The organism is Nonomuraea turkmeniaca (genome assembly GCF_005889735.1).
GTDB lineage: Bacteria > Actinomycetota > Actinomycetes > Streptosporangiales > Streptosporangiaceae > Nonomuraea > Nonomuraea turkmeniaca.
The window spans coordinates 16,973-36,598 of the sequence record NZ_VCKY01000065.1; the positions used below are offsets into that span (position 1 = coordinate 16,973).

Sequence of the window (19,626 nt, forward strand, 5' to 3'; positions counted from 1 at the left end):
AGCCGATACCGCCCCCGAGAATGCCCGCCACGACTGGGACGCCTGTGGTTCGGTCCACTATGCCGATGGGGCACATGTACTTCAAGGTACAGATGCGAAGAATCATCCCGAATGGCGTGCTGACTCTTTGTCAGCACACAGTTCGTGACGGTAACAGTGGAGATTTCACACAGAGTGACCCTTATTGGACTGCGCGGAGCACAGCCACGCCGGAGGGCGGCAAGGTGACCACGTCGATCCCTTCCCCCGAAGGGGCGAGCGCGTCGGTCCACTCGCGCGGGAGGGTGATGTCGTGTTTGTCGCCGGTGTGGTTCAGCAGGATCAGGAAGCGGCGACCGGCGCCGTCGCGGACGCTCGCCTGCACCCCGGCAGGCAGGCCCGCGACGACGGGGGTCACGCCTGCTTCGGCGAGCGCCCGGCCGAGGATCGCCCGCATGGTCGCCGCGTCGAGGCGGGTCGAGAGGTAGCGTGCCGTGCCCTCGCCGTATTCGTGCCTGGTCACGGCCGGGCGGCCGGCCCAGCCCTGGGAGTCGAAGGCCATCTCCGGCTCGGCGCCGGCCAGTTGCAGGTCCTCACGCCACAGGTCGGCGACCCCTTCGAGATCTGCCAGCGCCCCGTAGCCACGGACGGGGAACGTCTCGTGCTCGGCGGCCGGGCTGAACTCCTCCACCCGCACTCCGAGGACCTCGCGCAGCGGCGCGGGGTAGCCGCCCAGGTGCACCCGGTCGTGCTCGTCCACGATCCCGCTGAAAAAGGAGACGACCAGCGCGCCGCCGCCGGAGACGTACGCCGTCACGCGCCGCGCGTCCTCGCTCGACAGCAGGTACAGGTTCGGCACGACGACGAGCGCGTAGCCGGAGAGATCCGCCGATGGCGGCACCACGTCCACGCCCACGCCGAGGTCGAACAGGGGGCCGTAGTGGTCGAGCAGCCGGTCCTCCTGGCGTACGCCGTCGGAGGGGTGAGAGTCGAGCTCGAGCGCCCACCAGCTGTTCCAGTCGAGCAGGATCGCCACCTGGTTGCGGACCCGCGTGCCGGCCAGGTCGGGCACCGAGGCCAGCTCCTTGCCGAGCGCTGCGATCTCGCGGTAGACCCGGCTGTCGGCGCCCGCGTGCGGCACCATGCCCGAGTGGAACTTCTCGGCACCACCTCGTGACTGCCGCCACTGGAAGTACAGGATCGCGTCGGCGCCGTGCGCGATGGCCTGCCAGCTCCACAGCCGCATCTGGCCCGGCTGCTTGATCGCGTTCCTGGCCCGCCAGTTCACCGCGCTCGGCGCCTGCTCCATCAGGATCCAGGGATCCCCGCCCCCGGCGCCGCGCATCGTGTCGTACACCAGGCCAGGGAGGAGGTGCGGCCGCTCGTCGTGGGGGTCGGGATAGGAGTCGACCGCCACCACGTCCAGCCGCGGCGCCCAGTCGAAGACGTCCACGGCCTTCAGCCCCATCAGGAAGTTCGTGGTGATCGGCACGTCGGGCGTGACCCGCCGCAGGATGCCGGCCTCCAGGTCGAAGCAGGCCCGCAAGGCCTCGTTGCTGAAGCGCAGGTAGTCGAGCTGCTGGGCCGGATTGGGGTACGTGGGGGCCACGCGGGGCGGGCGGATGTGGTCGAAAGACGCGTACCGCTGCGACCAGAAGTCCGTGGACCAGGCGTCGTTCAGCGCCTCGACGTCGTCGGCGTACCGCTCCCGCAACCAGCGGCGGAAATCGTCCGCCGAGACGTCGCAGTAGCAGGCCGGGATGTGGCAGCCGTACTCGTTGCCGACGTGCCACATCCCGAGGGCCGGATGACCGCGGTAGTGCTCGGCCAGCCGCTCCGCCAGCAGCGCGGCGCGTTCCCGGTAGACCGGGCTGGACGGGCAGAAGTGTTGCCGCCCGCCGGGACCCAGCACCGTGCCGTCCGCGGTGACCGGCAGGATCTCGGGGTGCTCGTGGGCGAGCCAGGGCGGCGGGGAGGCGGTCATGGTGGCCAGGTCGGCGGTGATCCCGTGCGCGTGCAGGTCATCCAGGACCTGGTCGAAGAAGGAGAAATCGTACGCGCCGCGCGCGGGCTCCACGCGGGCCCAGCCGAACACGCCGACGGTGACGAGGTTGACCCGGGCCTCGGCCATGAGGCGCAGGTCCTCCGCCCGCGTCTCGGCCGGCCACTGCTCGGGGTTGTAGTCGCCGCCGAAGGCCACGCCGCCCAACCGGCGCCAGAGCCGGTCGCCCAGGGACGGGGCGGTGCCGGAGACCGGCGTGACATCGCGAGGTACGGCGTTCATCGTCGGCGCGGCGGCCTCGGCAGGCGAGGTCGCCGCTCCTCCTTCCTGTTGGGGTGATGCGGCGGGATCAGGCCGATGGGGGCGCGGCGGTGCTCTCCCGGACGATCAGCTCGGGAGCGACGAAGGCGGTGGCGGAAGGGGCCGTGCCGCCCTCGATCTGGTCGACCATGAGCGACACGATCCGCTCGGCCACCACGTCGAAGTCCTGGCGGACGGTGGTGAGCGGCGGCGAGAGGTAGGCGGCCTCGTCGAGGTCGTCGAAGCCGGCGATGCTGACGTCCTCGGGGACCCGACGGCCCGCCTGGATCATCGCGCGCATCACGCCCAGCGCCATCTGGTCGTTGGCGGCGAAGACGGCCGTCACGCCGGGCCGCCGGGCCAGGACGCGGCCCGCGTGGTAGCCGCTGGCCGCGCTCCAGTCCCCGAACAACAGTTGCGGGACCGCGGCGCCCGCGTCCTTGAGCGTCGCGTGCCAGGACTCGGCCCGGCGCCGGGCGGCGTAGGAGTCCTCGGGCCCGGCGACGTGCCAGACCGTCTCGTGACCGAGGTCGAGCAGGTGACGGGTGATGAGCCGGGCGCCGAGCGCCTGATCGGTGTCGACCATCGGATGGCGGTGGCTGACGTCGCCGTCGGCCATCACGACCGGCACGCCCGGCGGCAGGCGCAGCGCCGGCGTGTCGAGGATCTGCGCCTCGATGAGCACGATGCCGTCGACCGCCTGCATCGTGAGCTGATCGAACGCCTCGTGCACGGCCCGCTCGGTCTGCGACTCGACGGCGATCATGTTCACGGTGTAGCCGGCGCGCTGCGCCGCCCGCGTGATGGCGTCGACCGTCCGGGCGTTGCCGAAGGCGCCGAGCCCGAAGCTGATCAGGCCCAGGGTGCGGAACTGGCCGGTGACCAGGGCACGCGCGGCCGTGTTGGGACGGTAGCCGAGAACGCGCATGGCCGACAGGACCCGCTGGCGGGTCTCTTCCTCGACGTTGGTGCGGTTGTTGGCCACTCGGGAGACCGTCTGGCTGGAGACCCCGGCCATCGCGGCGACATCGGCCATGGACGGCCGTCTGCGCGCGCGCCGTCCTGCCGCCGTTTCCTGGGCCGCCCCGTCCACTCACACCTCCGTACGAAGTCTCGCATGATGTTTACGCAAACATGACCTGTCCGTCAACGACGGATCCAGCCAGCAACAAACAACGCCAAAAAGGGGCAGTTGTGTTAACAGACAGTTACCTATTGACATGATTCCGGCGGCAAGTCCAGACTACGGACCATCTTCACCATGTTTGCGTAAACACAGCATCATCGCGACTGCCGTCACCGGCAGGACGCGATGGCGCAGGTAGCGGTGCGGTTGCCAGGCCGCCCACGCCCCGACAAGGAGAGTTCAGTGCCAGTCCCCATGGCAACGCGAACATCACACAGGAGCACGGGATGACCGCGCCGGCCACCCGTGCCGGCCTGGCCCGGCCGTTCCTGCGTCTACGCGTCGCCGGCTACGCCTTCTTCCTGCCGTTCTTCCTGGTGTTCCTGATCACGGTGGTCGCGCCGCTGGCGTACGCGATCTACCTCAGCTTCTTCCAGGAACGCATGATCGGTGGCACGGTCTTCGCCGGCCTGGGCAACTACACCCGCGCGATCGGCGACGCGTTGTTCGGCGCCGGACTGGTCCGCGTGGCGCTCTTCCTGGTCGCGCAGGTGCCGATCATGCTGCTCATCGCCCTGCTCTGCGCGCTCGCCATCGACAGCGGCCGGCTGCGCTGGCCGTCGTTGTTCCGCATCACGATCTTCATGCCGTACGCGGTGCCGGCCGTGGTGGCGGCCCTCATGTGGGGCTACATGTACGGCGACCAGTTCGGCCTGGTCGGCCAGATCGGCGACGCCCTCGGCGTCACGCTCCCCGACCTGATGTCGCGCTCCTGGATGCTCGGCTCCATCGGCAACATGGTGACCTGGGAGTACGTCGGCTACAACATGATCATCTTGTACGCCGCGCTGCGGGCCATCCCGGAGGAGCTCTACGAGGCCGCCGAGATGGACGGCGCGGGGGCCGTCCGCATCGCCTGGAGCATCAAGCTGCCCGCGCTGCGCCCCGCGCTGCTGGTGGCCACGCTCTTCTCGGTCATCGGCAGCTTCCAGCTCTTCAACGAGCCGAACATCCTCCAGAAGCTCGCGCCCTCGGTGATCACGACGAGCTACACGCCCAACATGTACGCCTACAACCTCGCGTTCAACGGCCAGCAGATCAACTACTCGGCCGCCGTGGCCGTGGTGCTCGGCCTCGTCACCGTCGTCGTCGCGTACGTCGTGCAGATCATCACGGCGAGAAGGGAGAAGACGCTGTGACGGCGATCGCCGACGCGCCCGCCACCGCGGCCCGGAGAGGCACGCACCGATCCGCCAAGGGGAAACGCCGGGGCAAGAGCCCGCTCCTCACCGTGATCATGCTGGTGATGTTCGTGTACGCGGTCCTGCCGCTGTTCTGGCTGCTGGCCAACGCCAGCAAGAGCGGCGCGGACCTGTTCTCCACCTTCGGGCTCTGGTTCGGCGGGGACTTCAGTCTGTTCGCCAACATCGGCGACACCCTGAGCTACCAGAACGGCATCTTCCTGCGCTGGTTCGGCAACACGGTGCTCTACTCGGTGGTGGGCGCGGGCGGGGCCGCCCTGCTGGCCACCATCGGCGGCTACGCCCTGGCGAAGTACGACTTCCCCGGCCGCAAGCTGCTGTTCGCTCTGGTGCTCGGCGCGATCTCCATCCCGGGCACGGCCCTCGCGGTGCCGACGTACCTGCTGTTCAGCCAGATCGGGATCGTCGACACCCCTTGGGCGGTGCTCATCCCGTCGCTGTGCAGCCCGTTCGGTCTCTATCTGATGCGCGTCTACGCGGCCGACGCGGTGCCGGACTCGATCCTGGAGTCGGCCCGCATCGACGGGGCGGGCGAGTTCCGCATCTTCCGCACCATCGCGCTGCGGCTGCTCGCCCCGGGATTCGTCACGGTGCTGCTCTTCTCGCTGGTCGCGACGTGGAACAACTACTTCCTGCCGCTGATCGTGCTGAACACGCCGGACTGGTTCCCGCTCACCGTCGGGCTCAACCAGTGGAACGCCCAGGCCAACAGCGGCACCTCCGGCGCCGGCGACGCCACGTACACCCTCATCCTGACCGGCAGCCTGCTGTCGATCGTGCCGTTGATCATCGCCTTCCTGGTGCTCCAGCGGTTCTGGCAGTCGGGTCTGGCCACCGGCAGCGTCAAGCAATAACCCCCACCTTTTCGCCCCCGATATCCCCGTCATTGAGGAAACGCCATGAGAAACCTTCCATCGCGGCGCGGTGTGATGACCGCCGGGGTCGCCGCCGCCCTGTCACTGGCACTGGCCGCATGCGGCGGCGGCAGCGGCGGGGGCGCCACCACCGCCCCGGCCGCGGCCCCGAGCGCGACGGCCGCGGTCCAGGACGCGCTGAGCAAGCCGGCCGAGCTGACCTTCTGGACGTGGGTCACGGGCATCGAGAAGACCGTCGCCCGCTTCCAGGCGAAATATCCGAACATCAAGGTCAACGTGGTGAACGCGGGCCAGTCCGCCGACCAGTACACCAAGTTGCAGACCGCGATCAAGGCCGGCTCCGGCGCGCCCGACGTGGCACAGATCGAGTACTTCGCGCTGCCCCAGTTCGCGCTCTCCAAGCAGGTCGTCAACCTCGCCGAGCACGGCGCCGCCGAGCTCAAGGACAAGTTCGCGCCCGCGGCGTGGGGCCAGGTGGCCATCAACGGCGGCGTCTACGGCATCCCGCAGGACACCGGCCCGATGGCGATGTTCTACCGCAAGGACATCTTCGAGAAGCTGAAGATCGAGCCGCCGAAGACCTGGGCGGAGTTCATCGAGGCGGCCAAGAAGATCAAGGCCGACAACCCGGACAACTTCATCACGTCCATCGACCCCGGCGACGCGGGAGGCGTGGACAGCCTGATCTGGCAGGCGGGCGGCACGCCGTTCAAGACCTCGGGCGAGAACCAGGTCAGCGTCACGCTCGCCACCGACCCCGGCGTCAAGCAGTTCGTCAGCACGTGGGGCTCCCTGCTCTCCGAGAAGCTGGTCGACCCGCAGCCCGGCTGGACGGACGAGTGGTGGAAGGGCATGGGCTCCGGCAAGTACGCGGTCTGGATGACCGGCGCCTGGGCGCCGAACGGCATCATCAACTCCATCCCCAAGACGAAGGGCGACTGGGCGGTCGCCCCGATGCCCCAGCACGACGCGGCCAAGCCGATCAACGCCGAGAACGGCGGCTCGTCAGTGGCGGTCATCCCGCAGAGCAAGAACATCCCGGCCGCCGTGGCCTTCGCGCAGTGGCTCAACTCCGACCCTGAGGCCGTCAAGTCGCTGAACGAGGAGGCCGGCCTGTTCCCCGCGACGAAGACGCTGCTCGAGGACCCGGCCTTCCGTGACGCGCCGCAGGAGTTCTTCGACGGGCAGAAGATCAACCAGGTCCTCGGCGACGCCTCGACCGCGGTGAAGGCCGACTGGCAGTACCTCCCCTTCCAGGTGTACGCCAACAGCATCTTCAAGGACACCGTGGGCCAGGCCATCGACGGCGGGGGCGATCTGGCCGGCGCCTTGAAGACCTGGCAGGACCGGATCACCGCGTTCGGCACCGAGCAGGGCTTCACGCTCTCCGCCGGCTGACCCCGGACTGAAGCGGCGGCCCGGCGGGAGGTGCTCCCCGCCGGGCCACCGACCGTGCCGTCCTGTGGATGAACACGCCGTCGAGGCGCACCGGCTTGCCCCCTCCCTTGACCGGCATCAGCCACAGGTCGGTCTTGACGTGCCGGAGTTGTCCGGCCCGTTGGCTCAGCTTCATCGGCCGGCCTCCCGCGGCTGTTAGAGATGCGCGCATGCGCAAATCTCTGCTCCTGGCCGCCCTGATCACCGCGTCGCTGGTCGCGCCGTCCGCGCCGGCGCACGCCGCCGACGGGCCCGCCGTCACGTTCGCCCTGATCGGCGACACCCCCTACGGTGACGCCCAGCAGGCCGCGTTCCCGAAGCTGGTCGACTCCATCGACGCCGACCCGGACGTGCGGTTCGTCCTGCACGCGGGTGACGTCAAGAACGGCTCCTCCACCTGCGACGACGCCCGTTTCGAGACGCTGGCCGGGCTGTTCGGCACCTTCGACGACCCGTTCGTGCTGACGCCCGGCGACAACGAGTGGACCGACTGCCACCGCACCGCCGCCGGCGGCTACCTCCCCACCGAACGGCTGGAGGCGGTCCGCCGCATCTTCTATCCCGTCGCGGGACGTACCCTCGGCGGGCACCCGATGGGCGTGCGCACCCAGGCCCGCGACGCACGCCACCGCGACTACCGCGAGAACGTGCTGTTCACGCGGGCCGGCGTGGTCTTCGCCACGGTGCACGTGGTCGGCAGCGAGAACGACCTGGCCCCCTGGAGCCAGCTGCCCGGCGGCGACCGCCCGGAGGAGCGGCTGGCCGAGTTCGAGGCCCGCAAGGCCGCCGCGCTGGACTGGATCGGCAACACCTTCGCCGTCGCCCGCCGTACCCACGCGCCGGGCGTGCTGCTGATGATGCAGGCCGAGCCCTTGGACACCCCTGGATTCGCCGAGATCAGGGCGCGCATCGCCGAGCTGGCGCGGGCCTACGGCAAGCCGGTCGTCCTCGCGCACGGCGACGAGCACGTCTACGAGGTGGAGCCCGGCTACGCCGGGGTGCCCAACCTGACCCGCCTGGAGACGTACGGCGACACCGCTGCCGATTGGCTGCGCGTCACCGCAGACCCGAAGTCGTCTGCCGTCTTCTCGTGGGAGCCGCAGTCGGTGCGTTGACCGTCACTCCGCACCATCGGCCGGGAACGGGGGTTGAAGTAGACCGGACGTAAGGCACCATTTAGGGGTGCCGAATCGTGTCCTCATCGCCGACGACGATCGTGCCATCCGCGAGTCCCTGGCGCGGGCGCTGGAGCTGGAAGGGTACGACGTCGTCGCCGCCGTCGACGGGGTGGAGGCCCTGACCCGGGCCCGCCGGGACTCCTTCCACGCCCTGGTCGTCGATGTGATGATGCCCCATGTCGACGGCCTGGCCGTGTGCCGGGTGCTGCGCGCCGAGGGCGACCGTACCCCGGTGTTGATGCTCACCGCCCGGGTCGAGACCCCGGACCGGGTGGCCGGCCTGGACGCCGGCGCCGACGACTACCTGCCCAAACCGTTCGAGCTCGACGAGCTGCTCGCCCGCCTGCGGGCGCTGCTGCGTCGTGCCACGCTGGCGTCGGCGGCGGACGTGCCGGAGCACGCCGGCGCCGTGCTCCAGATCGCGGAGCTGCGCGTCGACCCGACCGCCCGGGGCGCCTGGTGGGCCGGCGCGGAGTTGCAACTGACGAAGACCGAGTTCGACCTGCTGGAGCTCATGGTGCGCAACGCGGGAATCGTGCTGGACCATTCGACGATCTACCAGCGGATCTGGGGTTACGATTTCGGCCCGGACTCCAAGAACCTGGCTGTCTACATCGGGTACCTGCGGCGCAAGCTCGCCGACGCCGGCGCGCCCCACGTGATCCACACCGTACGCGGCGTGGGCTACACGGTGCGGCGGCCATGAGCCTGCGCTCGCGGTTCGCACTCGCCTTCGCCGTCGTCGCCGCCGTGGTGTCGGCGCTGGTCGGCGTGCTGAGCTACTACGCCGCCTCCGACCGCATCACCGCGGAGATCGACCGCTCGTTGCGGGACACCACGGCGGCCCTGGCCGATGACCAGGATCTGGTGCTGGCGTCCTCCCTCACCGTCTCGCAGCACCCCGCGCCCGGCCACGACGACGACACGGGGTACGAGCTGGTCGCGCAGGCCGTGGCTCGTGACGGCGCGGCCACGCGTCTGGGCGGCCTGCCCATCACGCTGCCGGTCTCCGGCGTCACCCGTGCCCTCGCCGGCTCCGGCACGCCCGGGCGGACGCAGACCGCCGAGGTCTTCGTGGACGGCCACTGCTACCGCCAGCTGACCACCTCGCTCGGCGAGGGCCGTGGAGCCCTGCAGGTCGCGGTCCACATCGACCACACACACCGGATGCTGAACGGCGTGGCCAACGAGATCGCGGCGCTCAGCCTCGCGGTCATGTTCGCCGCCGCGGCCGCGGGCTGGCTGGTCGCCCGGCGCATCACCCGCCGCCTGGTACGGCTCGCCGGGGTGGCCGAAGACGTCAGCGTCCACGGCCTCGTGGACCGCAAGGTGCCGGTGGACGGATCGGACGAGGTGGGGCGGCTGTCGATCGCGTTCAACACGATGCTCGGCCGCCTCGCCGCCGCCCGCGAGGCCCAGGACAGGCTGGTGGAGGACGCCGCCCACGAGCTGCGGACGCCACTGACCAGCCTGCGTACGAACTCCAGCGTGCTGCGCCGCTTCACCGAGCTCTCCCCCGACGCCCGCGACCGGCTCCTCGACGACGTCGAGGGCGAGGCGCGCGAGCTCAGCCACCTGGTGGACGAGCTCGTCGAGCTCGCCCTCGCCCGGTACAACGACGAAGCCGAGGCGCCCGTGAGCCTGGCCGCGGCGGCCCACGGCGCCGCGCTGCGCCTGCGCCGGCGCGCCGGCCGTCCGGTGCGGATCGACGCCGACGGCTCCCTGGTCCGCGGCCGCCGCCAGAGACTCGAGCGCGCGATCAGCAACCTGCTGGAGAACGCCGCCAAGTTCGACGGCGACGGCACCGAGCCCATCGAGGTGCGCGTTCACCAAGGCACCATCACCGTCTCCGACCGCGGGCCCGGCATCCACGCCGACGACACGGCACGCGTGTTCGACCGGTTCTACCGGGCCGGCGCCGCCCGCGGCCTGTCCGGGTCCGGGCTGGGCCTGGCCATCGTGCGGGACGTCGCCGAGGCGCACGGCGGCACGGTCTTCGCCCGCACCCGGCCGGGTGGCGGGGCCGAGGTCGGGTTCACGGTGGACGGCGCCCGCCTGCTGGCGGACGGTGGACGGAGCAGGTGATCGTGACCTTCGACGAGCGGTGCGTCACTCCAGGGCGAGGATCGCGTGCGCGCCGCGGAGCAGCTCGGCACGCAGGTCGTCCACCGGCACGTCCGAGAGCTGGCTGACCGGGTCGGTGGCCGCGGCGAACGCCTGGGCGGCGCGTACGCGACGGCGCCAGTCGGGATCGGGACCGGCGAGCAGGTCGATGGCCCGGTTGACGATGGTCACCACCCTCGACATGACCTCGGTCGTCTCGTCCCCGTAGACCGAGGCGTCGCGCAGGAGCAGGGCCATGGTCTCGCGGTGGGCGAGCACGACGTCGAGGCAGCCTTCGAGCACGCGCTGCCGGGTCTCCGCGTCGGTGGGGCAGGTGGCCGCGTCCGCGACCGTCGATGCGAGCTGGTCGATCGGCGGGCCGACCAGGCTGGCCAGGATCTCGCTCTTGCTGCGGAAATGGTGGTACAGCGAGGGCTTGGTGATGCCGACCCGCTCGGCGATGTCGCGCATGGAGGCCGCGCGGTAGGTCTGCGTGGTGAACAGCTCCCGCGCTGTCTCGATGATGCGACGTCGGGTGTCGCCCGGCTCGTGACGAGGCAACCGCGGTCCTCCGCATTCGGGTGATGATCCGCTGCAGGCTATCAGGCTACCTATCGGTCGGTTGACATGCGTACAGCGCCTTGATCAGGCCACGGACCCGGAAGTCGCCGCCTTCCAGCAGCTCGGAGCCGCGGTTGGGGACGTACGCGAAGGCCAGGCCGCGCTCGGGGTCGGCGAAGGCGAACGAGCCGGTGGCGCCGCCGTGCCCGAACAGGCCGGTGAGGTGCTCCGGCGCGGGCCACATCGGGCCGCCGGGCAGCTGGAACCCCAGTCCCCACGACGTACGCACGCGCAGGATCTCGTCGATGCCGTCGCCGTGGGATCGCCGCACGTCGTCCAGGAGCGGGGGGCCGAGCAGCCGGACGCCGTCCACCGGGCCGATCAGCGCGGCGAAGTAGCGCGCCAGCGACGCGGCGGAGGCGACCCCGTCCATGGACGGGCTCTCCACCTGGTAGGTACGCGGGTCGTTGGCGGCGTCCCAGTCGATGGCGACGCTGCCGTACATCGACCGGTACGTCAGCGTGGCCGGATCGTTCAGCGCTCGGACCATGTCGGCCAGCTCGGGCACCTGCATGCCCAGCGCCACCTGTTCGGCGTCCGGGACCACCATCGTGGCCAGCCGGGGCAGCTCGGCGTCGGGCACCCGGACGTAGCAGTCCAGGCCGCCGAGCGGCGCGGCGATCTCGCGGGCGAAGAACTCGCTCAGGCTCGTCCCGGACACCCGCCGGACGATCTCGCCGATCAGGTGGCCGATCGTCACGCCGTGATAGCCGTGCGCGGCGCCGGGCGGCCATGCGGGCGCGGCGGCGGCCAGGGTGTCGGTGATCGGCGTCCAGTCGCGAAGGTCTTCCCAGGTGACCGGCCTGGCCTCCATCGACGTCAGACCCGCGCGGTGGCTGAGCAGCGTGCGCACGGTGATCCCGTCCTTGCCGTTCTGGGCGAACTCCGGCCAGTACGCGGCGACCGGCGCGTCCAGGTCCACCCGGCCACGCTCGACCAGCAGCAGTAACGCCCCGGCGGCGAACGTCTTGGTGGTCGACGCCAGCGCCGCCAACGTGCCGTGAGCCCAGGGCCGCCGGGCGCCGGGGTCGGCGTAGCCGGCCCACAGATCCACGACGGGCTCGCCGTGCCGGTAGACGGCCAGCCCGGCCCCCACCTCGGCGCCCTGGGCGAAATTGTGCTGGAACACGTCCATCACCGGCTCGAGGCCGCCGGTTACCGTCCCGCACACGTCCATGAGACTCCCTTTCGTCGCTCTACCTACCGGTCGGTCGGCTCGCGACGAGGATAGCCTATCTACCGGTCGGTCGGGTAGTGGTCCACGGAGATGACGATCTTGCCAACCTGGTCACCGGCTTCCAGATAGCGGTGCGCCGCGACGATCTCGTCCAGGCCGAAGACCCGGTCCACGACCGGCTCGAACGCCCCGCTCCGCAGGCCGGAGGAGACGAACGCCGCCGCCCGCCGCAACCGCTCAGGATCGGTGGTCGTCTCGTGGACGAGGTAGGTGCGCATGTTCAGAGCCGGCATGCCGAGCTCGAACCCCGGATAGGGGGTGACCTCGCCGCTCAGCGCCCCGTACTCCAGGAGTGTGCCGCCCGGGGCGACCACCTTGGCCAGGTCCACCACACCGGGACCGGCGACGGCGTCGAAGACGAGCTCGGCACCCCGCCTCCCGGTCAGGTCGAGCACGCGCGTGACGACGTCCTCCTCGTCCGCGACGATCACCTCGGCCGCCCCCGCCTTGCGGAGCCGTTCGGCCTTGGCGCGGGTGCGGGTGGTGGCGATGGGCGTCGCGCCGACGCGGTTGGCGACCTGGATCGCGGCCAGGCCCACGCTGCTGGAGGCGGCGGTCAGCACCACCGTGTCCCCGGCCCGCATCCCGCCGACCTCCACCAACGCGCCGTAGGCCGTCAGGTACGGCATCCACACGGCCGCGCCCTCGACCGCGCCGACCCCGCCGGGGCGGGGCACCACCGCGGCCGCGGGCACGATCGCCCGCTCGGCGTAGACGCCGTAGTCGTTCATCGAGAACGCGGGCACCACGCTGACCGGCTGCGCGGCCTCGAACCCCGCCACGTCCGCGCCGGCGGCCTCGACCACCCCCGCGGCCTCGGCACCGAGCCTGGCGGGGAACTCCTTGACCGGTTCGATGTAGTCACCACTGCGGAACAACACCTCGGCCCGGTTGAGCCCGATCGCGTCCACACGGATCAGCAGCTCACCGGGACCAGGCTCGCCGACCTCCACGTCCTCCAGCCGCAACACGTCCGGCCCGCCGTACTCGTGGAACCGCACCGTCTTCGCCATCACCCGCCACCACCCCATCCGATTCGGTTTCGGTGCCTCACTCAAGCCGAAAGTACGATTCCTGTCAAACTTCGATGCCGATCGTACTTCGATGTTTATCGTACGATGGTGCGGTGGCAACGCGGCAAGCCGGGCGGGAGCGCATCCCGCCCCATCCCGACATCCGGACGATCACTCTGCAGCAGGTGCTGGAGGCCCTGGTCGACCCGGTGCGCCGCCGGATCGTCAACGAGCTGTACACCGGCGGCCAGGACCTTCGCTGCGGCACCTTCGACCTGCCGATCAGCAAGTCCACCGCCACCCACCACTTCAACGTGCTGCGCGAGGCCGGCCTCATCCGCCAGTACTACGTCGGCACCTCCCGCATGAACGCGCTGCGCCGCGACGAGATCGACGAAGCCTTTCCCGGGCTCCTCCGCGCCCTGTCAGGACGGGAGTGACGGCGCGACCGGGGCCGTGGGCGCCTGCGGCAGCCGCTTGCCCGCAGGCAGCAGCGACTCGCACGCCTTGACCGCGGCCCCGTACGTCTTGGACAGGACGTCGACCCGTTCCCCCTTGATGTGCAGGTTGACCAGCCCGTCCGAGGAAACCGCCACCTCAGGGAAATCGGGCAGTCCGTGCGAGCGCATGCAGGCGACGAATTCCTTGACGTCCCCCGTGGGCGCCTCGTCCGAGGCCGCGGCCATCCCGCCCATGCCGGCGGCGAGGACCGCCGCGGCCAGGACCAACCTTCTGATCGTCGAACCGACCATGATGCTGCCTCCTTCTCTTTCCGGTGCGACCAGCCAATCCCGATACCGGTTACAGGGCGGCAACGGCGGCTGTTACCCCGCTGTAAGGGGGTGAGGAGGCATCCTGGAGATCATGCGGGTGTTGGTGGTCGAGGACCACGAGGAACTGGCCCTGACGGTGGCCGCGGGACTGCGCCGCGAGGGCATGGCCGTCGACGTGGTGCTGGACGGCCCCGCCGGGCTCGAGCGCACCTCGGTCAACCATTACGACGTGGTCGTGCTCGATCGCGACCTGCCCGGCATCCACGGTGACGACGTGTGCAGGTCGCTGGCCGCCGCCGGCCATCCGGCGCGGGTGCTGATGCTCACCGCCGCCGGGACGATCGACGACAAGGTGACCGGGTTGGGCGTCGGCGCCGACGACTACCTGCCCAAGCCGTTCGCCTTCGCCGAGCTGGTCGCCCGGATCCGGGCGCTGGCCAGGCGGCCTGCTCGCGTGCTCCCGCCGGTGCTCGTCCGCGGCGACCTGCGGCTGGACACCGCCACCCGGATCGCCACCCGCGACGGGCGGCGGCTGCCGCTGAGCCCCAAGGAATTCGCCGTCCTGGAGCTGCTGCTGGCCGCCGAGGGCGCGGTGGTCTCCGCCGAACAGCTGCTGGAGCGCTGCTGGGACGAGTTCGCCGACCCGTTCACCCAGACCGTGAAGGTGACGGTCAGCCGGTTACGCCGCAAGCTCGGCGACCCGCCGCTGATCGAGACCGTCCCGCAGGCCGGATACCGGCTATGAGACGGACCGTGCGGCTGCGCCTGACCCTGCTCTACAGCGGCCTGTTCCTGATGGCCGGGGTGGTGCTGGTCGCCCTCATCTACCTCCTGGTGGAGTACTCACCGTTCCCGGCGCCGCCGGCCGCCCCCGCGCCCGGCGGGTTCCCGGTGCCCGTCCCGACGCCCCGCGTGGAGCAGGCGGGGAACCTGAGCCGGCTCCTGGTCAACTCCCTGGTCGCGCTGGCCGTCATGGCGTTGGCGGCGATGTTGCTGGGCTGGCTCATGGCCGGGCGGGTGCTGCGGCCGCTGGGCGAGATGACCGCCACCGTTCGCCGCATCACGGCCGATCGGCTCGACCGGCGGCTGGCCGCCTCCGGGCCGGACGACGAGCTCAAGCGGCTGGCCGACACCTTCGATGAGCTGCTGGACCGGCTGGAGTCAGCGTTCACCGCGCAGCGGCGCTTCGTCGCCAACGCCTCCCACGAGCTGCGCACCCCGCTGACGTTGCAGCGCGCCATGGCCGAGGTCGCGCTGGCCGACCCGGAGGCCGGCAGCCGGGAGCTGCGCACCGTGCTGGAACGTGTGGTGGCCGCGGGCAAGCACCAGGAACGGCTCATCGAGGCTCTGCTCACCCTGGCCCGCAGCCAGCAGGGCCTGCAGGACCGCGGGCCCGTCGACCTGGCCGCGATCACGCGGCAGGCCCTCGAAGACCTTGACGAGATCCGTGTCGAGTCCACTCTCGACCCGGCGCCCCTGTCCGGGGACCGTGCCCTGATCGAACGCCTGGTGGCGAACCTGCTGGACAACGCGGTGCGGTACAACGTGCCCGGCGGATGGATCACGGTGGAGACGGCCGTAAGGTCGGGCCACTCCACTCTCCGGGTCTCCAACAGCGGCCCGCTGATCCCGCCCGACCGGGCCCACCTGCTCATCCAGCCCTTCCAGCGCCTGGAGGGCGGCAGAAAGGCCGGCGGCGACGGGCTCGGACTGGGCCTGTCGATCGTGGCCGCCATCGTCGAGGCGCACCACGGCACGCTCGAGGCCCGCCCTCGGCAGGAGGGCGGGCTCGACGTGACCGTCACCCTCACGTAAACGATCAGGCGATGGTCGCTACCGGCGCCAACCCCGTCGCCCGCTCGCCTGGGCGGCGTGCCGGGAGCCGGCAGGTTGTCAGGTGGTGAACGATTTGCTCCCGCGATCCACCCAGGTGCCGCGCTCGCCCCAGTACGACCGGGCGGTCACGGTGAGGGAGGTGTTCTCACTGTAGATGGTGTTCAGGTACCTGCACGTGCCGCCCGGCTTACCGTAATAGTTGTTGAGGTCGGTGATGGTGAACGTGCTGCCGCCGGCTGGCAGCTTCACCTCCACCGAGCGGGCGCCCTCGGAGTCGTACGCCCGCACGCAGAACTTGTTCTTGGCATCGTCGTAGGAGACGACGCCGTCGCCGACGTTCCACGAGAACGTGCTGGCCATCGCCGGCTGCGCCATGGCAAGGCTCGACGCGATCACGGCAGCTCCGACCACAGCGGTCTTGAGCAGGTTTTTCATCATGGTTCCTTCCGTTTGGACGGGTTCTGATACCGCCCGGAAGGGAGCCTGGGTCACGACCGAATGCGACGACAGATCTTCTGAGCACAGTTCGCCGACTGGTCACCCAAACGTAGATCGCCGGCCACCGGTTCGTTGAAAAGCTAGTGGCCCACTAGCGGCCCAATAGCGGCGCGCTAGCGGGTGCGCATGTCACTGGTGGGCTTGTGCGGTCGGCTCGGCGCGCGGTGTCGGTGTTGCTGCCACCGGTCCGTTTCCCAAGCCGCCGTCCCGAACCCGCCGTGCGTCTCTTGACGCAACGGGCTCTCCACGTGTCTTGCTCGGTGGTCAGCTTGTGGCTGCCGGTTCCATGGTCCACGGAGCGCGGAATCTCCGCAATTGTCTTCCTCGGGATTCGCCTTGCCACCGCATCGGATGGACGCTCCGGACGACGAGCTCAAGCAACTGGCTCCGACAACGGCCCCTCCCGGCCCCGCCAGGAGGGCGGGCTCGACGTGACCGTCGCCCTCCCTTGAAAGGTCACGCGATGTACGCGAGGTGCTCCGGCTCCACCCGCCCGAGCAGCGGCGCGCCGCTGAGGAGCCGGCTCACCTCGGCGACGGCGAACTCGCCGAGCCGCCGCAGCTCGCGGCCCTGGGCCCCGGCCAGGTGCGGAGTGATCATGACGTTGGGCAGGGTGAAGAGCGGGTGCCCCGGCGGCAGCGGCTCGGGGTCGGTCACGTCGAGGACGGCGGAGATCCGGCCACTGGCGCACGCGCGGGTCAGCGCCTCGGTGTCGATCAGCGATCCGCGGGCGGTGTTGACGACGACCGCGCCGTCGGGCAGGAGGTCCAGCCTGCGGCCGTCGAGGATGTGGCGGGTCTCGGGCAGGGCGGGGGCGTGCACGGTGACGAGGTCGCTGCGGCGGCAGAGCTCGTCCATGCTCACCTGCTGGACGCCGAGGTCCGACGCCTCGGCGTCGGTCACGTACGGGTCGTAGAGCAGGACGCGGACGTCGTACGACCGGAGCCGCCGCAGGACGAGGCGGCCGATCCGGGAGGCGCCGATCACCCCGACCGTGCAGTCGTGGAGCCCGGTGCCCTCCCCCGACAACCAGTCCCTGGGCGTGCCCTCGACGGCGGCGGCGTAGCGCTTGGCGCGGCTGAACGCCTGCTTGGCGCCCAGGACGAGCATGGCCATGGTGTAGTCGGCCACCGGGACGGCGTTCGCCTCGGCGGCGGAGGACACGATGACACCGCGCTCGAACACGACGGGATCGACGAGGGCCTTGACCGTGCCGGCGGCGTGCACGACAGCACGCAACCGCGGCGCGGCCGCCAGCACACCGGCGTCGATACGCGGGCACCCCCACCCGGACAGCAGGATGTCCGCCTCCGCCAAGGCCTCGGGCTGCCCGTCCAACGAGGTGAACGTCGTCGCCGGATCGATGTCCGCCAGCTCCCGCAACCGGGTGAGGAGGTCGGCGGGGAACACGCCGTCGAACGCCCAGGGGGCGATGGCGAAGACCGCGACGGGTCGCCGTGGCAAAAGGGAGCTCCTGTCGTATGTAAGCGGTTTCACAGACACGACTACTCTACGGGCAAGCCGGTCCTGGAGCGTTCGCAGGCAGGCACGTCGCCCAGGCGCACCGTCACCGTGTCCCCGCCGAGCAGGGAGAGCACGACCAGGTCGCCCTCTACGCGCACGCCCGGCGCGGGCGGCTCCTGCTCCCCCGCCAGCCACACGAGGCTGACGTAGACGGCGGTGCCGCCGGGGTGGGCGTCGGCGACGACGTACGGGGTGGCCGAGTGCGTCCCGAAGGCGTTGGCCTCCTCCGCCGCCACCAGGTCGGCGCCCGTGTAACCGTGCAGGGCCCGCACGGCGCTGCTCAGCCCGTCCGGCCGCCGGGCCAGCGCCACACCTTCGCCTGCACGCAGGTCGAGCGGGACCGCCGCGGCCAGGGCGTGGCCGCCGTCCCGCACCTGGTGCCCGGCGGGGGCGGTGACCTGGTGGATCCTGATCTCCGACGCGCCGTCGACGACCGAGGCCGTCACCACCCGCACCGGGCCGTCCTGATAGGCGGAGGCGGCGAACCGGTCCGCCACGACCAGGGGCTCGATGAACCGCCTGACCGAGGCCGCACCGTCGGGTGCGATGACGGCCAGGTGGTTGTCCACGCCGTGCGCCTTCTCCCCCACCTCGGGCCCGGTGTGGGTGGTGTAGGCGAACTTGAGGTAGTGCGGGTCGGGCGGCCCGTCCGGGTCCTGGACGCGGTCCCGGTCGCTGCCGTGGTTGACGAGCCGCACGACGCCGTCCGCGCGGGTGGCGTGCAGCAGCCAGCCGGGCGCGGCCATCGCCACCGCCTGGTCGGCGAGGTCGACCGGGGCGGGCTCCTCGGGATCCGTCCAGACCGGGTGCCCGGGTGGCAGCAGCAGGCCGAGGAACGCCTTGCTCGCCCAGTACGGCGACGCCGGACCCGAGTAGTCCTGCGTGACCGGCCGGAACGGCTCGTACCAGCCGAGGCTGAGCAGCCCGCGCTCGTCAGGCACGCCCCGCTCGGCGAAGTGACGCAGCACGCCGCTGGCGATGCGCCGGGTCCGGCCAGGTGGTAGCGGCGAGGCGCCGGTCAGCGCGCCCAGCCACAGCGGCGCCACCGTCGCGAACCGGTAGGTCAGCGAACGCCCCTGGTGCACCGGTCCGCCGTCGGCGGCGAAGAAGTGCTGGTAGTGGCCGAGGAAGCGGTGCAGCCGCGCCGCGTAGAGCTCCTGCCTGGCGGTGTCACCGGCCATCCGCGCCCACAACGACGGATACAGGTGCATCGCCCAGCCGCAGTAGTAGTCGAAGTTCTTCCCCTTGCCGTCGGAGTACCAGCCGTCGCCGGCGTACCACTCCTCGACCCGCTCCAGCCCGCCGATGATCTCGCCAGGCTCGTGCGGCCCGCCCACCTCGGCCAGGAACTGCTCGACGACCACGCGGAACATCACCCAGTTGTTGTCCGGCGTGCGCCGCCCCACGAACCCGGCCAGCCACGCCACCACCCGCTCCTGCTGGGCGGGCGAGAGCCGATCGAAGATCCACGGCCGGGTCTCGTGCAACGCCAGCGCCACCGAGGCCGCCTCGACGAGCTGCTGCGACATGTCGGTCAGCGCCGGCCACGCGTACGGGTGCGCCGGATCGGTCCCGGCGGCCAGACCGCTCGCGTACCGCTCCAGCAGCTCCGGCGGCACGTCCCCGCCCGCGCCGGCGATTTTGAAGGCGGCGAGCAGGAACGTGCGGGCGAAACCCTCCAGGCCGTCACTCACCGGCCCCGACCGGCTCGGCCTGCCGGGCAGGCGGAACTGGGAGAAACCGTCCGTCGCGTACGGCATCACGGACGCCAGCAGGTGATCGGCCATCGCCTCCCAGTGCGCCCGGGTCCAGCCGGTGTAGCCGGACAGTCGGTCATCGGGCGATGGGAGGCGCGTTGACAT

General features: G+C 70.9%; 19 protein-coding genes. 9 read left to right on the plus strand and 10 right to left on the minus strand.

Annotation, left to right across the window (positions count from 1 at the left end):
* Positions 1 to 181: 181 nt before the first annotated feature.
* Both ETD86_RS20425 and ETD86_RS20430 read right to left on the minus strand, forming a co-directional pair.
* A complete protein-coding gene (locus ETD86_RS20425) occupies positions 182 to 2,263 on the minus strand; it encodes a beta-galactosidase (RefSeq protein ID WP_138667749.1) in 2,082 nt (693 codons plus the stop codon).
* Between the two features lie 67 nt (positions 2,264 to 2,330).
* Positions 2,331 to 3,317 (minus strand): LacI family DNA-binding transcriptional regulator, encoded by a 987-nt coding sequence (locus ETD86_RS20430; protein ID WP_138667750.1) that lies wholly within the window; start codon positions 3,315 to 3,317, stop codon positions 2,331 to 2,333.
* 377 nt (positions 3,318 to 3,694) lie between these two features.
* On the opposite strand from ETD86_RS20430, the gene ETD86_RS20435 reads away from it, so the two are divergent.
* From ETD86_RS20435 to ETD86_RS20445, 3 genes are read left to right on the plus strand one after another with little or no spacing between them, the layout of a single operon-like run.
* Entirely contained in the window at positions 3,695 to 4,606 is a 912-nt protein-coding gene (locus ETD86_RS20435) for a carbohydrate ABC transporter permease (protein ID WP_138667751.1), read from the plus strand.
* A complete protein-coding gene (locus tag ETD86_RS20440; RefSeq protein WP_246148034.1) occupies positions 4,603 to 5,523 on the plus strand; it encodes a carbohydrate ABC transporter permease in 921 nt (306 codons plus the stop codon). The genes ETD86_RS20435 and ETD86_RS20440 overlap by 4 nt, the downstream gene beginning before the upstream one ends.
* A gap of 45 nt (positions 5,524 to 5,568) precedes the next feature.
* Positions 5,569 to 6,942, plus strand: a complete 1,374-nt coding sequence (locus ETD86_RS20445; protein WP_211370189.1) for an ABC transporter substrate-binding protein — start codon at positions 5,569 to 5,571, stop codon at positions 6,940 to 6,942.
* Here the strand turns inward: ETD86_RS20445 and ETD86_RS20450 are convergent.
* Positions 6,923 to 7,117 (minus strand): hypothetical protein, encoded by a 195-nt coding sequence (locus ETD86_RS20450; protein ID WP_138667752.1) that lies wholly within the window; start codon positions 7,115 to 7,117, stop codon positions 6,923 to 6,925. The two genes, ETD86_RS20445 and ETD86_RS20450, sit on opposite strands and share 20 nt — an antisense overlap.
* Before the next feature lie 34 nt (positions 7,118 to 7,151).
* Between ETD86_RS20450 and ETD86_RS20455 the strand changes: the two genes are divergently transcribed.
* The 3 genes from ETD86_RS20455 to ETD86_RS20465 all read left to right on the plus strand — a co-directional run bounded on the left by ETD86_RS20455 (position 7,152) and on the right by ETD86_RS20465 (position 10,244).
* Positions 7,152 to 8,096, plus strand: coding sequence for a metallophosphoesterase (locus ETD86_RS20455; RefSeq protein ID WP_138667753.1), 945 nt, complete (start codon positions 7,152 to 7,154; stop codon positions 8,094 to 8,096).
* Between the two features lie 67 nt (positions 8,097 to 8,163).
* Positions 8,164 to 8,865, plus strand: coding sequence for a response regulator transcription factor (locus ETD86_RS20460; RefSeq protein WP_138667754.1), 702 nt, complete (start codon positions 8,164 to 8,166; stop codon positions 8,863 to 8,865).
* Entirely contained in the window at positions 8,862 to 10,244 is a 1,383-nt protein-coding gene (locus tag ETD86_RS20465) for a sensor histidine kinase (RefSeq protein WP_138667755.1), read from the plus strand. Before ETD86_RS20460 ends, ETD86_RS20465 begins: the two co-directional genes overlap by 4 nt.
* Positions 10,245 to 10,268: 24 nt before the next feature.
* On the opposite strand, the gene ETD86_RS20470 is transcribed toward ETD86_RS20465, so the two are convergent.
* From ETD86_RS20470 to ETD86_RS20480, 3 genes are read right to left on the minus strand one after another with little or no spacing between them, the layout of a single operon-like run.
* Entirely contained in the window at positions 10,269 to 10,823 is a 555-nt protein-coding gene (locus ETD86_RS20470) for a TetR/AcrR family transcriptional regulator (RefSeq protein WP_170223176.1), read from the minus strand.
* Between the two features lie 46 nt (positions 10,824 to 10,869).
* Positions 10,870 to 12,060 carry a serine hydrolase domain-containing protein gene (locus ETD86_RS20475; protein ID WP_138667757.1) on the minus strand — a complete coding sequence of 397 codons (1,191 nt, stop codon included), beginning with the start codon at positions 12,058 to 12,060 and terminating at the stop codon, positions 10,870 to 10,872.
* 59 nt (positions 12,061 to 12,119) lie between these two features.
* Positions 12,120 to 13,133, minus strand: a complete 1,014-nt coding sequence (locus ETD86_RS20480; RefSeq protein WP_138667758.1) for a zinc-dependent alcohol dehydrogenase family protein — start codon at positions 13,131 to 13,133, stop codon at positions 12,120 to 12,122.
* Positions 13,134 to 13,246: 113 nt separating this feature from the next.
* Between ETD86_RS20480 and ETD86_RS20485 the strand changes: the two genes are divergently transcribed.
* Positions 13,247 to 13,573: an ArsR/SmtB family transcription factor gene (locus ETD86_RS20485; RefSeq protein ID WP_246148035.1), complete on the plus strand. Its 327-nt coding sequence runs from the start codon at positions 13,247 to 13,249 to the stop codon at positions 13,571 to 13,573.
* On the opposite strand, the gene ETD86_RS20490 is transcribed toward ETD86_RS20485, so the two are convergent.
* Positions 13,559 to 13,885 carry a hypothetical protein gene (locus ETD86_RS20490; RefSeq protein WP_138667760.1) on the minus strand — a complete coding sequence of 109 codons (327 nt, stop codon included), beginning with the start codon at positions 13,883 to 13,885 and terminating at the stop codon, positions 13,559 to 13,561. The two genes, ETD86_RS20485 and ETD86_RS20490, sit on opposite strands and share 15 nt — an antisense overlap.
* 112 nt (positions 13,886 to 13,997) lie before the next feature.
* Between ETD86_RS20490 and ETD86_RS20495 the strand changes: the two genes are divergently transcribed.
* Both ETD86_RS20495 and ETD86_RS20500 read left to right on the plus strand, forming a co-directional pair.
* Positions 13,998 to 14,651, plus strand: coding sequence for a response regulator transcription factor (locus ETD86_RS20495; RefSeq protein WP_138667761.1), 654 nt, complete (start codon positions 13,998 to 14,000; stop codon positions 14,649 to 14,651).
* Positions 14,648 to 15,721, plus strand: coding sequence for a sensor histidine kinase (locus ETD86_RS20500; RefSeq protein ID WP_138667762.1), 1,074 nt, complete (start codon positions 14,648 to 14,650; stop codon positions 15,719 to 15,721). The genes ETD86_RS20495 and ETD86_RS20500 overlap by 4 nt, the downstream gene beginning before the upstream one ends.
* A 78-nt stretch (positions 15,722 to 15,799) precedes the next feature.
* Here ETD86_RS20500 and ETD86_RS20505 read toward each other — a convergent pair whose 3' ends face one another.
* The 3 genes from ETD86_RS20505 to ETD86_RS20515 all read right to left on the minus strand — a co-directional run bounded on the left by ETD86_RS20505 (position 15,800) and on the right by ETD86_RS20515 (position 19,626).
* Positions 15,800 to 16,180, minus strand: a complete 381-nt coding sequence (locus ETD86_RS20505; RefSeq protein ID WP_138667763.1) for a hypothetical protein — start codon at positions 16,178 to 16,180, stop codon at positions 15,800 to 15,802.
* Positions 16,181 to 16,696: 516 nt separating this feature from the next.
* Positions 16,697 to 17,704: a hydroxyacid dehydrogenase gene (locus tag ETD86_RS20510; protein WP_138667764.1), complete on the minus strand. Its 1,008-nt coding sequence runs from the start codon at positions 17,702 to 17,704 to the stop codon at positions 16,697 to 16,699.
* A gap of 41 nt (positions 17,705 to 17,745) precedes the next feature.
* Positions 17,746 to 19,626: a DUF2264 domain-containing protein gene (locus ETD86_RS20515; RefSeq protein WP_138667765.1), complete on the minus strand. Its 1,881-nt coding sequence runs from the start codon at positions 19,624 to 19,626 to the stop codon at positions 17,746 to 17,748.

What these genes read in the sequence shown, in the direction of transcription:
- ETD86_RS20425 (WP_138667749.1), bottom strand. Translation starts at nt 2,263, where the DNA reads ATGAACGCCGTACCTCGCGATGTCACGCCGGTCTCCGGCACCGCCCCG.
- ETD86_RS20430 (WP_138667750.1), bottom strand. Translation starts at nt 3,317, where the DNA reads ATGGCCGATGTCGCCGCGATGGCCGGGGTCTCCAGCCAGACGGTCTCC.
- ETD86_RS20435 (WP_138667751.1), top strand. Translation starts at nt 3,695, where the DNA reads ATGACCGCGCCGGCCACCCGTGCCGGCCTGGCCCGGCCGTTCCTGCGT.
- ETD86_RS20445 (WP_211370189.1), top strand. Translation starts at nt 5,569, where the DNA reads ATGAGAAACCTTCCATCGCGGCGCGGTGTGATGACCGCCGGGGTCGCC.
- ETD86_RS20450 (WP_138667752.1), bottom strand. Translation starts at nt 7,117, where the DNA reads ATGAAGCTGAGCCAACGGGCCGGACAACTCCGGCACGTCAAGACCGAC.
- ETD86_RS20455 (WP_138667753.1), top strand. Translation starts at nt 7,152, where the DNA reads ATGCGCAAATCTCTGCTCCTGGCCGCCCTGATCACCGCGTCGCTGGTC.
- ETD86_RS20465 (WP_138667755.1), top strand. Translation starts at nt 8,862, where the DNA reads ATGAGCCTGCGCTCGCGGTTCGCACTCGCCTTCGCCGTCGTCGCCGCC.
- ETD86_RS20475 (WP_138667757.1), bottom strand. Translation starts at nt 12,060, where the DNA reads ATGGACGTGTGCGGGACGGTAACCGGCGGCCTCGAGCCGGTGATGGAC.
- ETD86_RS20480 (WP_138667758.1), bottom strand. Translation starts at nt 13,133, where the DNA reads ATGGCGAAGACGGTGCGGTTCCACGAGTACGGCGGGCCGGACGTGTTG.
- ETD86_RS20490 (WP_138667760.1), bottom strand. Translation starts at nt 13,885, where the DNA reads ATGGTCGGTTCGACGATCAGAAGGTTGGTCCTGGCCGCGGCGGTCCTC.
- ETD86_RS20495 (WP_138667761.1), top strand. Translation starts at nt 13,998, where the DNA reads ATGCGGGTGTTGGTGGTCGAGGACCACGAGGAACTGGCCCTGACGGTG.
- ETD86_RS20500 (WP_138667762.1), top strand. Translation starts at nt 14,648, where the DNA reads ATGAGACGGACCGTGCGGCTGCGCCTGACCCTGCTCTACAGCGGCCTG.
- ETD86_RS20505 (WP_138667763.1), bottom strand. Translation starts at nt 16,180, where the DNA reads ATGATGAAAAACCTGCTCAAGACCGCTGTGGTCGGAGCTGCCGTGATC.
- ETD86_RS20515 (WP_138667765.1), bottom strand. Translation starts at nt 19,626, where the DNA reads ATGTCAACGCGCCTCCCATCGCCCGATGACCGACTGTCCGGCTACACC.